Annotated in this window: 9 protein-coding genes; 6 read left to right on the forward strand and 3 right to left on the reverse strand. The window is 54.4% G+C overall.

Going from position 1 to position 13,890, the window contains the following annotated elements:
- Positions 1 to 469 precede the first annotated feature (469 nt).
- Entirely contained in the window at positions 470 to 757 is a 288-nt protein-coding gene (locus K6T50_RS16145; protein ID WP_222608989.1) for a hypothetical protein, read from the forward strand.
- 37 nt (positions 758 to 794) lie between these two features.
- Here the strand turns inward: K6T50_RS16145 and K6T50_RS16150 are convergent, their stop codons facing one another.
- Positions 795 to 2,492 (reverse strand): DUF262 domain-containing protein, encoded by a 1,698-nt coding sequence (locus K6T50_RS16150; RefSeq protein ID WP_222608990.1) that lies wholly within the window; start codon positions 2,490 to 2,492, stop codon positions 795 to 797.
- An 82-nt stretch (positions 2,493 to 2,574) separates the two neighbouring features.
- The gene (locus K6T50_RS16155; protein WP_222608991.1) at positions 2,575 to 6,798 is read right to left on the reverse strand and encodes an Eco57I restriction-modification methylase domain-containing protein; all 4,224 of its coding nucleotides are present in this window, start codon (positions 6,796 to 6,798) and stop codon (positions 2,575 to 2,577) included.
- A 370-nt stretch (positions 6,799 to 7,168) separates the two neighbouring features.
- On the opposite strand from K6T50_RS16155, the gene K6T50_RS16160 reads away from it, so the two are divergent.
- The gene (locus K6T50_RS16160) at positions 7,169 to 11,005 is read left to right on the forward strand and encodes an Eco57I restriction-modification methylase domain-containing protein (protein WP_222608992.1); all 3,837 of its coding nucleotides are present in this window, start codon (positions 7,169 to 7,171) and stop codon (positions 11,003 to 11,005) included.
- Positions 11,006 to 11,065: 60 nt separating this feature from the next.
- Here K6T50_RS16160 and K6T50_RS16165 read toward each other — a convergent pair whose 3' ends face one another.
- Positions 11,066 to 11,734 carry a tyrosine-type recombinase/integrase gene (locus tag K6T50_RS16165; protein ID WP_222608993.1) on the reverse strand — a complete coding sequence of 223 codons (669 nt, stop codon included), beginning with the start codon at positions 11,732 to 11,734 and terminating at the stop codon, positions 11,066 to 11,068.
- Positions 11,735 to 12,203: 469 nt separating this feature from the next.
- Between K6T50_RS16165 and K6T50_RS16170 the strand changes: the two genes are divergently transcribed.
- The 4 genes from K6T50_RS16170 (at position 12,204) to K6T50_RS16185 (ending at position 13,797) form a co-directional block, all read left to right on the forward strand.
- On the forward strand, positions 12,204 to 12,380 hold the full coding sequence (locus K6T50_RS16170) for a hypothetical protein (RefSeq protein ID WP_222608994.1): 177 nt from the start codon (positions 12,204 to 12,206) through the stop codon (positions 12,378 to 12,380).
- Positions 12,381 to 12,384: 4 nt separating this feature from the next.
- The gene (locus K6T50_RS16175) at positions 12,385 to 12,540 is read left to right on the forward strand and encodes a hypothetical protein (protein WP_222608995.1); all 156 of its coding nucleotides are present in this window, start codon (positions 12,385 to 12,387) and stop codon (positions 12,538 to 12,540) included.
- A complete protein-coding gene (locus tag K6T50_RS16180; RefSeq protein WP_222608996.1) occupies positions 12,530 to 12,694 on the forward strand; it encodes a hypothetical protein in 165 nt (54 codons plus the stop codon). The genes K6T50_RS16175 and K6T50_RS16180 overlap by 11 nt, the downstream gene beginning before the upstream one ends.
- Positions 12,695 to 13,041: 347 nt before the next feature.
- Entirely contained in the window at positions 13,042 to 13,797 is a 756-nt protein-coding gene (locus tag K6T50_RS16185; RefSeq protein ID WP_222608997.1) for a hypothetical protein, read from the forward strand.
- Positions 13,798 to 13,890 lie beyond the last annotated feature (93 nt).

Here is a 13,890-nt window from a genome sequence, read left to right on the forward strand (position 1 = left end):
CGACAAATCAATCAATTGGCTCTGTCGAAATCATTCACCATTGCATTACGTAGAGCCGTTCTTCTCATCGGATTCTACGAGTCCACTGCAACACCAGGGCCTCAGTAAATAGCAAGATGGCGAGAGGATATCAACATCGGTTGCAAACCAGACTGCGCGTCGAGGTCCGGCAGTGACGTGCACCGCTCGCGAGCGTGTTCGAGCGCACGAACTCAGTAGTGCTCTGACACAGCGTGCTCTCGTGCTCGGTGTCGACGTCCTCGCGCCCGGTGTCGTGCAGGATGGACGCTCGAGGCGACGCTGCGGGGAGCGCGCGCACCACCCGCCGTGCTTCGGACGCTGGAGCGCTACGGCGGGTCGATCGTTGATGCGACGCCGCGGGGTGAGCCGCCCCAACTGGTCGTCACCACTCAGGTCGAATAGCTAGCCAAACGCCCGATTCAAGTCACACCCAATGCCACACCAATCCATGTCTGTCACCGCCGCTGACCTCCGCGATCAACTGCCCGCGTTCGACGATATCAAGCCCGGGTTGGCGCTGGAGATCAACGGGGAGCCCTACGAGGTCACGAGCGTCGAAACCGAGCGTCCCGGCCCAGGCGAGGAGATCCGCGTACTCGTACTCGCTGGAGTGGACGGGGAGATGAAATTCTCATGGGGCGCTGGACACGATGTTGAAGAGGTCGTGTTCGTGCCTGTGGATGGAAACCCGATGATGGATGCGATTGAGGTCCGAGAAGTAAAAACAAACACCTAAACCCAATTACTAACTGCCGTAGCCTCTACCGGAAGAATCACAACGACCAGATATTCACGCACGCCTGCGCCAATTCTCGCGTCCTGTTGTCGATATTCTCTCCGGACCACTCATCGTAGTCAGTCGCGATCGCTTTCGTCATCTCGTACTCGGACGTCGAGTACACTTCTTTCTTGTTCTCGAAGGGGTCCGCCCCGACCGACGCATTTCGGTCGGACTCAAACAGCGTCAGATTGCCCAACCGGTCGCGAACCTGCATGAATTCACCCTCGGTCATGTCCAACTGAACTGGCCACGCGCTGTACTTCTTTGCACTGAACGCCGCGCGCGGGGCGATATGTTCTCGCTCGGGCTCCGAGAACTCTACCTGAGATCCATTGTAGTAGTCCTCTTCGATACGGATCAGCATGTACTTTGTCTGGTCGTTCAGCCGCATCCGTTTGTTCTCCAGACTCGTTCGGAACTCGCCGTCGCTCGGCCACCGATCGGTGAATAGATCGCGGAGTTCGTCGGCGACCTCGCTCTCATCATCGAAGTACTCGGAGCAGGCCCGCGAGTAGATCCGGTCGATTTCACCACCGGTCGGGTAGTTCGCCGTCTTCCAGCGGATGACGAACGCTTCGAGAACGCGGAGGGCCTCCATCACTCGATTGGCGGACTCGAGTTCATCGATGATCCGCAGGAGGATGGTGCGGGCCTGAGTGATGCTGAGCATCTCGAGGTCGTCCAGTTTGTCATTCACCGCCGCGTTCCCGTTGGAATCGTACTTGCTGACGGAGTGATCGATCAAGTCTGCGTAGATCGACGCGCTCCGCAACATATCGGCGACGTACTCTTCCAGCGAAATCCCCGCTTGGTCCAGTTTGTTGTCGACGATATCTTGGAAGGTGTCGTAGAGCTTGTAGTCAGAGACGTCACCGTCGTGGTCAGGCTCCGAAGCCGACATGATATAGTGCCGGAAGAATCGACTCGGCTTGGAGAGCTTTGGCACGATCAGTTCGACGATCGCTTCCCAATCGTCTCGAATCTGGTCGTAATCGATGGAAGGGTCCGTTGCCGCCGTGCTGAACACGTAGTTCTTCATCAAGTCGACTGCGGAGAGTTCGAGACCGCGATCGTTGAGGGTCTCGAAGAGCCTGAAGGCCGACTGCTCACCGTCGGTCGTAATCGAGACCGCGGTGACGCTCCGGAGCAGCTTGTTACGTATCTCGTTGATCTCCTTCGGGTCCAGTTCGTCCATCTTCTCCGCGTAGAACTGGAACCCTTCTCTCAGGTTCGAGTCACTCACCTCGTCGAACCGTTGATCGAGGATCGCCCTGTAATCGTCGTCGTCGAACTTACTCAGACTCAGATTAGGATATCGAGCGGTGTCGATGTCCTCCTGCCAGAGGTACTTGTTGTTGATTGAGTCTGCTTGTTTCTCTAAATCCTCGTTGAGGTACTTCTGACGCATCACCGCCAGAATTAGAGAGATCGTCGTCAACCGCTGCTGGCCGTCAACCACCTCAAGTTGGTCGAGATCGTTGAGACCTTGGCTGCGTTCGATGAGTACGATCGAACCCACGAAGTGGGTATCACCTTCTTCGATAGCTTGGATGTCGGACCACAGCGCAGCCCACTGCTCTTCACCCCATGCGTACCTTCGCTGGTAGTCAGGAACGGTGTACCGATATTGCCGCGTGAGAATACTCTCGATTCGGTCTTCAGTGGCAGTCAAGCCGATACCGCTACTCATTGATGGATTCAAACGGTTACTTCACTAATAACATACGGAAGCAGATAGCAGTATTACTCCCTAACCTGTTTTTATTCAGGTGCTACTCCCCGACAGCCTCCTCCACGATCTCGATTTCCTCATCACTCAACCCGTACAGCTCGTAGACGATTTCGTCGATCAACTCGTCGGTCCGCTCGATCTGCTCCTCCAACTCCTCAGCCCGTTCTTTCGTCTCTAGATAGCTCTCCAGCCCGTCGCGAACGTCGTCGACTGCAGGCAGCGTCAACCCATGGAGCCGGTCGACCAGCGAGTTCGTCTTCGTCGCGGTCTCGCGGAAGCCGGCGAAGCCGCCCGCTTCGTCGACGGCGACCGGCACGAACGCTTCGATGAGATCGGCCTCCGATTCGGTGAGATCCGTGATGCGCAGTGCCGGGAGGGGGTCAGTCTTCGTGTAGCCCCACTGATCCGTGTCGTGTTCGTCCTCGTCGTCAGGTTTGTAGCGAGCGGTGAGGCGGATCTCGACGGTCGTTGGCGACAACCGGTCAACGATAGCCCCCTCGGTTCGTAGGTTGATCTTCTCTTCCGATGTTTCTTGAAGAATCGAATCTGCTGCATTCTTTGGTGGCTGAATTAAGCCAACATCACCGATTGCATCTCCATCGTCGTAGTTCCCAAGATAATCTTTGAATGAGAGATTCAAATCACCAATTTTTCTAGTATTTTCGATCATTTCATCTGATAGCCGCATGAGTGCTTCACGGGGACAATCGGCAGGAGGAGTCATTTTGTGGAGCATCTCCTCGCTGACCCCATTGTCCATATCTGGAAGGGGAATTGGACCGAGGTATGACGTTTTGAATCGTCTGAAATCGCCTCGGAGGACTGGACTAGTATGATAGATGTAGAACCATGTTGGGGAACTGTTTAGGATAGCTGTCAAAACCAACCTGTTCGACCGGTCATTTTCTTCTGGAACTACAGCATATGCTGTGTCTCTAATATAGATACCCTGGTCGTCAAGGGTGAATTCCGAACGTTGGCAAACATCGGGGACCAATATCTTATTAGAATCAAAAACCTCCTTTTCACGCGGACACCAAAGAGAGTACCATGTAGGATAGTTCATCGAATCGCTCCCCCTTTCGCTTAGTCGCTTTCTGAACTCGTTCAGATATTGGTATGTTCTGGGGTAATCTGATTCGAGAGTTGACTCTGGAATCTCGGAAGTATTCCCAGCATGATTGGAATATGGATAAATGACCGCTGTTTGGGGATCGATTGATAAGTATCGAGAGATCTGATTGCCATCCGTGAGCGGTTGAACCAGTTCTCGCTCTAGAGTATAGCGGTCATTATTGGCAGGTGATTCAATGACCACCTCGTCCTCTCTCCATTCGACGACATCGACGAATAGGACTTCATTGTCCCCGGACACGATCCCTTCAGCAAGGTAATCGGTTACATCGCCTAATGTAGGCCCCCGCTCCTCCATTTTATTTAGAGTCTGTCTTTCAATGGCCCCCGTCAAGATCCAGGGGGTTGAGTCAAGTTCGCTTGTGCTGACCTTACTTGATGATATATCGGATAAGTCGGCTGATTCGACTGCTTCTGACGGTACCTCACAGTAGTCGAACTCATCGGTTGCGTAGCTATCACCCGATAACAGTAACAGACAAGTGTACGTTGTAGCCCCAGAGAACACTTGATTCTCGCCAAAATCGACAATCGAATTGAGATCGGTTTCCCGCGTGAGGTACTTACGCAGCCCCTCGCCTGCGTTCGACTCGAAGAATTTGTTTGGAAGAATGTAACCTAAGCCTCCGTGAGCACTCAACTGTGACCCTTTCTCTGCGAATAACGCGTACAGGTCAAATCTTCCCGTAGCCGACATATAATTTGACGAGGCGAAGTCAGCAAATTGGGCGTTTGTTTTTCTAATATTCTGAATCTTCACATACGGCGGATTCCCAACAACTGCATCAAACCCACCATCTGCACGCTTCTCCCCATCAGTCCCGAAGAACACCTCGGGGTACTCCAACTCCCAGTGGAAGAAGTCCTCCTCGTCGGCCATCGTCTGAGCTGACGCAAACCAATCCTCTCCCTGCACGTCGGCCCACTCGCTCTCGTCCTCGATCGCGCCGGCCATCTCCTCGTACACACCCTCAGGCACGTCCAACCCGAACTGCTCGGCGGTGTGGACATTCGCCAACTCGAATAGGCGCCCGTATAACGGATCCGAGCGGATCTCGTCATACGTTTCTTCCATCGACTTGATATCCGCGAGTGTCTCGTTGTCGATGGCCAACAGCTCCGACATGAGTTCCATCACGTGCTCGAGCGTGTCCCGACGAGCCTTCGCGAACACCTGGGTGAGCGTCAACTGCCCACCTTCCTTGGCGCTATCATCGGACAAGACCTCGGTGATGTCCGACCCCACCAGCGAGTTCCCGTCCTTCAGGTGGTGGTCGAGGAACGCGAGCGGCTGGTCGGTCGCGAGCGTCTCCAGCCACATCGAGAGCTTCGCCAACTCGACGGCCATCCCGTTGATATCCACCCCATAAATGCACTCGCGGGCGATGATCCGCCGGATGTCCTGTTCATCGTAGCTCTGAATCTCCTGGTGGCGGATGACTTCCATCACCTGTTCGGTCAGATACCCGGTCGCCTTTGTGAGGAAGTGCCCCGACCCCATCGCCGGGTCGAGCACGGTCAATTCGCGGATTTGCTCCAAGAACGGCGCGATGTACCCCTTGTCGCCGGGTTCTAACCCCTCCTCCTCGCGAATATCGTCCTTGATCTCTGCGACCAGCGGGTCGATCGTCTCCTCGACGATGTACGCGACGACGTAGTCGGGCGTGTAGTAGGCCCCAGTGGCCTTGCGCTCGCCGTCGTCGTTCACCACGTACAACTCGCCCTCCTCGACCGTCTCGACGGCGTCAGCGACGCTCACCTCCGTCGCGGGCTTCCACACTTGCCCGCCGTCCTCCGAGACGGCGGCGTACTGCTCGGGAGCGATCCGGAACTCGTGTTCGAGCAGGCCCTCGTAGATCGTCCCCAAGTGCCGGGTATCGAGGTCGGCGTAGTCGGCGAGCACGTACCCATCGCCGTCGTCGGCCGTCGTCGTCCCAAGGCGGTAGACGACCTCGGCGATGTACCGATCGGCGACCTCGTTGTTCGCGAGGAACGCGTGCTCATCATCGTCGAAGAGGCCGCCGTTGTACGGCGGGATTCCCAGCGACTCCTCGCCGGAGTCGATGAGCCGGAATAGGTCCTGGAGGCGCCCCCACATCGACGTGGAGTACTCGCTGTACTCGTCGAAGGAATCGCCCGCGTCGATGTCCTCGTGGATCTCTTGGCGCAACTCGTCGAGGCTGAAGTTCTCATTGAACTCGGCTTCGCGAGAGGGCTCGTCCGGGCTGATGAGGTGTCGCGACTCGGCATATAGCACGAACATCAGCCGATATAACAGCACGAGCGACTGCTCTTTCAGCTCCTCGCGAGCGTCCTCGTCGTCGGGGTCGATATCGAGATCGTTCGTCTCGACGAAACCCTCGCCGAGGATGCGCAGAGCGGTGAAGACGTTGTCCTGGAGGTCCTCGCCGAGCTCCTGGGCGGCCGTCTCCGATTCGTTCCAGACCGTTTCGAGGAACGTCGTGCCCGCCGTCTCGCGGAACGCAGCCGGCCGGAAGAACGCGTAGAAGTACTTGAATTGCTCAAGGTCGCCCGACTCGAGGAGTTCGGGCAGGTTGACCTCGTAGTAGGTCTCGGTCGCGTAGTCTTTCGTCCCGTAGAGGCGCCAGGTCTTGCCGTCGGTGAGGATACCCCACTCCAGTCGCTCAGGCGTGTGTTCGAGGTAGTACTTGATCTGGTGAGAGGCGTCGCGATAAGAGCGCATCTCCGCGAACCGTTTGGTGAAGTCGGCGTCCCACTGCTTGGCCTCGAGGACCGCGGAGGCCAGTGAGTACATCGCGTCGCGGTCGCCGTCGCGCTTGCGGATACTTGCGTCGCGGCGTTTCTCGTCGGATTCGAACAAGAGGCGGTCGTTGTACCCTTCACTGTCCGGAAGGGTGGTCTCCGAGAGAGTTCCGAAGCCGAGGACGTCCAGTACTTCGTCGATCCACGAGTCGAGCAGTTCGTCCTCTTTGTAAGAGGCGACGAGCTCGCCTTCCAGTTCCCACAGGCGTTGGAGTTCCTCGAGGGCGGCTTGGGCTTCTTCATCGCAGTTCCAGGCGTCGAGATCGTCGACGCGCTCGTCGAGATAGTACCCAGAGAAGAGGTCCGAATTGCGGTAGGCCGTCGTCCCAAGCGTGGCCTGACTCATCTGACCGATCCGGTGAGAAACCCTGCAAGCAGTTGTCTACACTCGGGTGCATCCGGTGCCGATGCAGAGTACGCATTGTTCAGATCTTTGGATCCAATTTTCTTCATCAGGACCCACCTGTAGGGGTAGAGATCGATATTGAGTCGGACACTATCGTCCGCTCGTCTGCGATGTTCATAATCATATCCAGTTGCATACATCGAAACCAGATAGCAGATACAAAAGGTTGACTGGATTGAACGGCCCTCCCACCGACCTTCTGGACAGACTCCAGTCTGGTCAATGCGTACTCTAAGGAGGGTTTCCCCATTCTCGGCGTCGGCTTTCTGATTGGCGCGTCTCGAAATGGGTTTCTCAGGAGGAACTGACGATGTCTACTAATCAATCGTCAGTAGCGACGGAGTTTGTCGCTGAGGCGTTCGAGACGGAAGTTCTCGACGAAACGACAGACCGCCTCATCAGCAGGATCGATGACACTGTTTCGAGGTTACGAGAACAGATCGACGACGACAGGCTAGAAAAGATTCTCCGTGCCGATGCTGGCTCGTACCAATTGAAAGCGAGCATGACTCGTGACGGGCTTCAGCCCGAGTCCTTCACACAAGAAGCTGTGATCAACCCCCTCTTGAATGCTCTCGGATACGAGTACTCAACGGAGGCTGGTGGGTTATCTGGCGGGCAAACACAAGTCGCAGACTACACGATTTCGCTCCGCGACTATCCGGCAATCGATTCGACCCGTCTTCTCATTGAGGCAGAACCCATCAATAAGGATCTGAATAGCCGGAAGCATGGGATTGGGCAGGTTCGAGATTGGCTTAGCCAGCGCGAATTTGAATCGGACTTTGGGTTCGCAACTGATGGGCTTCGGTGGATTTTCGTTCGCTACGATCCCGACTCGTACACCCTCAACACTATCGAAGAAATCGACCTTCAGCCAGTCTTCCTTGCACTCTTCCAGAACCAAGTCGGAAAACGGAACGACCTTGATGAGGCACTCTTCGATGCAGATGGTGAGCGTGTCACCCGATTTGTCCGGACGTTCGAGTATGAGAATTTCGTCTCTATTGCAAGCGAAGCCCGGCAAGTCATCAAGCAGAAGCGCGAGGAGATCACCGCTGAATTCTACGACGACTACATTCGCTATGTCTTCGGGATCGTTGACGAGGATGAGGAGACTCCCCGGTCACTTGTCGGGGATGGCGTAGTCGTTCCAGACGCCGCGACCGAGGACAAAGCCCGTCTCTTCGCAGTCGAACTGATGAATCGGTTGGTGTTCATCAAATTTCTTGAAGACAAGGCGCTCGTTCAGCCTGACCTACTTCAGACGCTCAAGGACACCTACAAGGACGGCTTCTATACCGGCTCGTTCTACGAAGAATTCTGTCAGCCGCTCTTTTATGATGTGATGAACGAGAAGCCGGACAGCCGGCCGGCACAGGTCCAACAGATAGATCTGTTTCAAAATATCCCATACCTCAACGGTGGCTTGTTCCGACCGTCCATCGGAGGCGACGACTTCGATGAAGCAGCCTTCGACGTTCGGAACTCGGTACTGTTCTCCATTATTGACCTGCTGGAGCGGTATAGCTTTTCAGCGGAGGGAACACCAACCGATTTGGATCCGAGCGTTCTCGGAAATGTATTCGAGAAGACGATCAACTACGTCACAAGCGATAACGCGGACACGAACAAAGAGTTGGGGGCGTACTACACACCAAGCGAGATAACGCGGTTTTGCGCGGAAGAAACGGTACGACCAGCTCTTTTGGATCGGTTCGAGCAGGTGCTGATCGAGGAGTGCGACTGGCCCGAGCATGCCGCGACTGATTATGAATCGGTGTACAAACTCATTGAGGATCTGCCGGGGAAATTCAGCACGATCAGCGCCCTGCTTTCGGAAGTGGACGAATTCCGGGTGGTTGATCCCGCGTGTGGAAGTGGCCACTTCCTCACGTCTGTTTTGGAAGAAGTCGTCACCATCAGAAAGGCGCTGTATGCGCGAAACGAATCGTATCCCGACGAGTACCGGCTGAAGAAGACGACGGTTCTGAACAACATCTATGGTGTGGACCTCATGGGACCGGCTGTCGAGATCGCCAAACTCAGGTGTTGGCTGTCGGTTATCTCCGAGCTTGAGACGGAGAATGTGGACGAACTTGCTGAAGACAACGCGCTCGCGCTCCCGAACATCGCATTCAATCTCCGCGAAGGGAACAGTCTGATCGGGTACACCGGATTCCCCGAGACGACGGACAACGGCGAGTATACGCTCGGGAGCTTTAGCGAGGACACCGTTCGGGATCGCTATCAGAACATCATTGACGAGATCGAAAAACACGAGAATGCATTCGACAGCGAGACCGCCGAGAAACACCGCCGGCGTGCCTTCTCGCTATTAAGGGATGCCCGAGAAGAACTGATTGAAGACATTCATGGCGAATTTATTGAGGCCGGAATTGATAGAATTTCTTCAGATCAGGTAGAGCAGATGAAACCATTCAATTGGGTACTTGAGTTTGCTGAGGTCTATGCTGATGGAGGTTTTGACGTGGTTGTAGGTAATCCTCCTTGGGACCGTATCAAAGCAAACCGCGATGACTTCTTCTCGCGGTATGACTCTGATTTCCGGACACTATCAACAAACCAGAAAGATATCGTAGTGGCTGACTTGTTGGAGGAGGAGTCGATCCGAGAAAAGTGGGAGGAGTACAAGCGGACCATCGAAATACAGGCTCAATATTTCAACGAAGGGGAGGCATTTACCAAACAACGTTCTACAGTCGGCGGTCGGACTCAAGCCTCAGAGAATGATCTGTCCTCGCTATTCTTTGAACGAGTATTTGAAATTGCTCGAGACGACGGATATGTTTCACAGGTTCTACCAGGTAGAATATTCCATGGAGCCCCGACCAAAACCCTGAGACAGCACCTTTTGACCAAGACAAGAGTTAGCTCGCTGATTAGCTTCGAAAATCACGGTATATTCGACAATATAGATAATAGGTACAATTTCGGTGTATTAACGTTCGAGAATCAGGGAGAGACGGACACGCTACGAGGAATCTTTGAACAAAAAGACTTGGATATCCTACAAAGCTCGAAAGAATCTCTCGTTGACATTCCAATAGAGATACTGACAGGCTTTGCGCCGTCATCACTCTTATTCCCTCGAATTCAAGGGCCGGAGGATTTGGGTGTGCTTCAGAACGCTGTATCATTCCCTGCTGTTGCGGACGAGCAAAGAAATTGGCACGCCAAACCGACACGGCCCCTCGGAAAAACTTCAGACAGTGAGAGGTTCTTTGACACAGCAGAGGGTTGCGATTACCCGATCTTGACCGGACGGAACTTCTTTAATTTCAATCATGATCCAACGTTCTACGAGGAATTGAAACCACCCTTCCAATGGAGTGTGGACGAGAATAGGGACCCAGAGCACAGCGCGAAGCAAAGAATCCGGGAGAAAAAGATGGGTTCGTTGAAGAAGTCAATATACCAATCATTTGGCGGAACAGGTTCAATGAAAGGATTTGTTAATCAATTACTTAAAAATGAGCGAGATAGTCCGCTATCTCCGAAGGATGTGCTATTACCATCAACGGTCTACCGCTTGGGATTCCGGCGGGTAGCACGGGGGACGGACGAACGGACAATGATCTCTGCGGCAGTTCCTCCAGGTCCTGTTTGTGACTACAGTTTTTATGTGATTGATCCATTTTCAATCAAACCCGAGCGAGGTAACTTGTCAGAAGCTCCCCTCCATGGGATGTACGAGCAGATATTCACAGACGGAGAACTATTCGTAGCATTGGGCCTGTTCAATAGTATTCCGTTCGACTTTCTGATTCGACGAAAGGTCGACAACAGTATCCCAATTTATAGTTTCAAAGAAACCCAAGTTCCAGACTTAAGCCAAGGGGACGAGTGGTTCGATTACATCTCAACCCGAGCTGCCCGGCTAAACTGCTACGGAGAAGACTTTGAGGAAATGCGCAACCGACTCGGCGGAATCGAACCCGCGACCGGCATGGACGAACGGCGCGAGGTCCAGGCAGAAATCGACGCGGCAGCCTTCCACGCGTACGGCCTTGACCACGATCAGACGGCCTTTGTGCTAGACGACTTCCATCGAGTACAGAACCCCCGAATCATGGACGAGGACTACTTCGAAATGGTGCTAGAGAAGTACGAGGATCTCGCTTAGGAAACTCAATCTCTGGAGGACAAGAGAATCGCACACAATCTCATCGACAATTTGTATCCGCTAATGGATTTCGCTTAACGCTCGCCGAGTCATCGAGCCATCGATGTTGAGATACTGCCGTGCAGTGTCGATATCTTCCCACCCAAACATCGCTCGTAGCGCTGGTAGATCAAGTCCACGTCCAGCGTGATACGAAGCGGCGGTTGCTCGGAGTCCGTGAGGGGTCGTCTGATTTGGAGACAGTCTTGGTGCCTTTTCGAGTGCGGTCTGCAGCCTCCGCTGTAATGTAGAGAACGAGTACGCCCACCCACCATGGTGCTCGATGAGTTGTTTCAACGTTGTATGGACACGCCACGAGAAGTGAAATGGGACAGCCCGTGCTGCAGCCTTCGTTTTCGGCACCCAATATCGCTTGCCGAGTGCAGCAAACGACTCCTCTGCACCGTGCTTGAGCCGTTGTTCTACGGCTTGTCGGCAGTACCCGCAGAGTCCGCCATTCTGACCCTTGTCACATGGCTGGTGCTCTGGGATCGAAATAATTTGTCTATCCCAGTCAACCCAAGATCCACGTAGGTGGGTTATCTCACCTGGCCGGAGGCCAAGACGTCCACCCAATAGTAGCACTGCACGGCTCTCAATCCGACGCCGCTCATTTTCGATTGCATTAGCTCCACAGAGGAGATACTCGAATTCTCGCTCGGTGACAGTTCGATCTTTTGAGGGTGCCATATAATGAATGAATCACGAGGCCAGATGAGCGGAATCATTCTCCAACGCCTCTGGTAGGATTCGCTGTACGCCCTGGGTAGAGACAACATTGATGCAGTGCTCAGTGAATAGCAGTCGCGAAAATCAGTCTTAGACCACGTCGTGGAACGCAGATCTGAGCCAGATGAATCCTTCTCCAGCAGGTACTGATCCTCGCCGTCCTCGGACTGAGCGCGTTCGCTTCTTGATAACCTGCGACGAGCGCTCGAGGCCTATGAGCGCGGAAACATATACTCCCGTCTGCCACGCCTTCAGCGAGACGGGCGAACGGAGCGACTCGACACTGGTCTTTGAGACCGACAGCTGTCCCGTCGATGACGTCGGTCGCGGCGAATTGGCGACGGCGACGATTACGCAGCGAACACCTACAATGACTGACCGCGACGCGGGCTTGTGAGGGCCCTCTGAACCACCCTCACGACACACACCGATGCCCGAAAACACAGCCCGACGAAACGTCGAAGCGCGTTCTGCATACGAACTGGCTGAGAAACACCGCGACCTCTTCGAGCGGATCGCCGAGTGTAACGACCTGACCATCGCGGAGCGGTTCGGCACGGCCCCGCTACGGAAGTTGGATGCACACAACGGGAACGGAGGCCACTAACGATATGAGGAGATCCACCCCGTACATCGACGAATTCTCGGGGGTACAGACAGATGACGATCTACTCGAACTGGCTGCAGCAGAGTTGGGCGTTCGCGCAGCCGAGATCGCTGCGGCAGTACACAGCGATGACCCCGAGGAGGCCGACAATGGGGATTAGTCGCCAGTTCACGAGCGCCGAAGTCGCTCAGACGGACGACGATTGGCTCCAGGAGCACCGCGAGGAGATCGAGCGCGAGGCGAACGCAGACCACGGTGCTGCGTGGGTGTTCAAGCGGATGATCCAGTCGCTGAACGCCGGTCGCGATGAGTGATTGAATCGGCCATCCAGAGTAGCCAAGGAGAGACACCCCCGGCCGCTCGGCGGATCCCTACGTGATCCGCTTTGTGTACCTCGCCGTCAGTAGCGCCCCACGACGGGTTCGTCGAAACGGCGATCGCACGGCGAGAAGAGAACTGAATGTTCCTCTCGCACGTTCTCCATCTCGCCGGTGTTCAAAATAGAAATATCCGGCTCTGTTGAAATCCCATTAGTTCGATACTTTCCTGCTGAAACAGCCGTTCGGACGATTATGCGTATCTCACGTCGATCGACCCCTAACTCGTGAATTCCTTGACTAACGGTATATTTATTACAAATTCTTGTCGTGAACTTGATCTAATGCCGGTCACTCCACTCGGCGTCGCCACAGGCATCCTGATCACCGCTGCTGGCGGTGCAATCGTGGAACTCGTCAGGCGACGATTCAATCGTCAACAAGACGCCGAGGAATGGTACAGAGGTGCTCTCGGACTCATATCCCGCACTGAACGGATTGGTCGCCTGACCACAGAGTATCAAGAACAAACCAACACCGAAACTCTCCGATCGGAACTTGACCCCCTCTCTGAAGACCTTAGAGAACACGCCGCTGATGCACCTTCCAGCATTCCGCAAGAAGCACGTGACCGGCTCAAATACCTCTCTGACATAACCACCGGTCTAATCATCATCTCCGAAAAGGGAGAGGAAATGACCGCCACGGAGATGCTTTCGAATCTCCAAGGGTTCGTTCAAAAGCGTGCTGAAGATATAGACGGAGAACTTGCAGATGTTGAACAAGTCAACGAGGTAATCTCTCCTATTGACAAAGATGCTATCGCCGATGACCTTCCCGCAGAGGACGTAGACTTCGACGAGGATGAGCTTGAACACCTGCTTGAACAGGTAAGCGATGAAACGCTCCAGACGCAGCAAATTCAGTCAATCGACGAGGTACTCAACTTCCCGTTCGCCGAGGCTAACGAACTCTTCGAAAATATGGCTATCGTAGACGAAACGATGGACGACGCGATGCGAGAGTACGTCCGTCTCTGGTTAATTGAAGTCACTGAGGAGATCTACCGCGAGATGGAAGCCCGTCGAGATCGCATCTAAGTCGACCTCTGCCGGTTCCGCTGAAATCTCAGTGATGACTTCACCCTCTCTTCATAACACGAACCTTGGGAGTGTCCAATTAACGACTAGCTT

Source organism: Halobaculum magnesiiphilum, assembly GCF_019823105.1.
GTDB lineage: Archaea > Halobacteriota > Halobacteria > Halobacteriales > Haloferacaceae > Halobaculum > Halobaculum magnesiiphilum.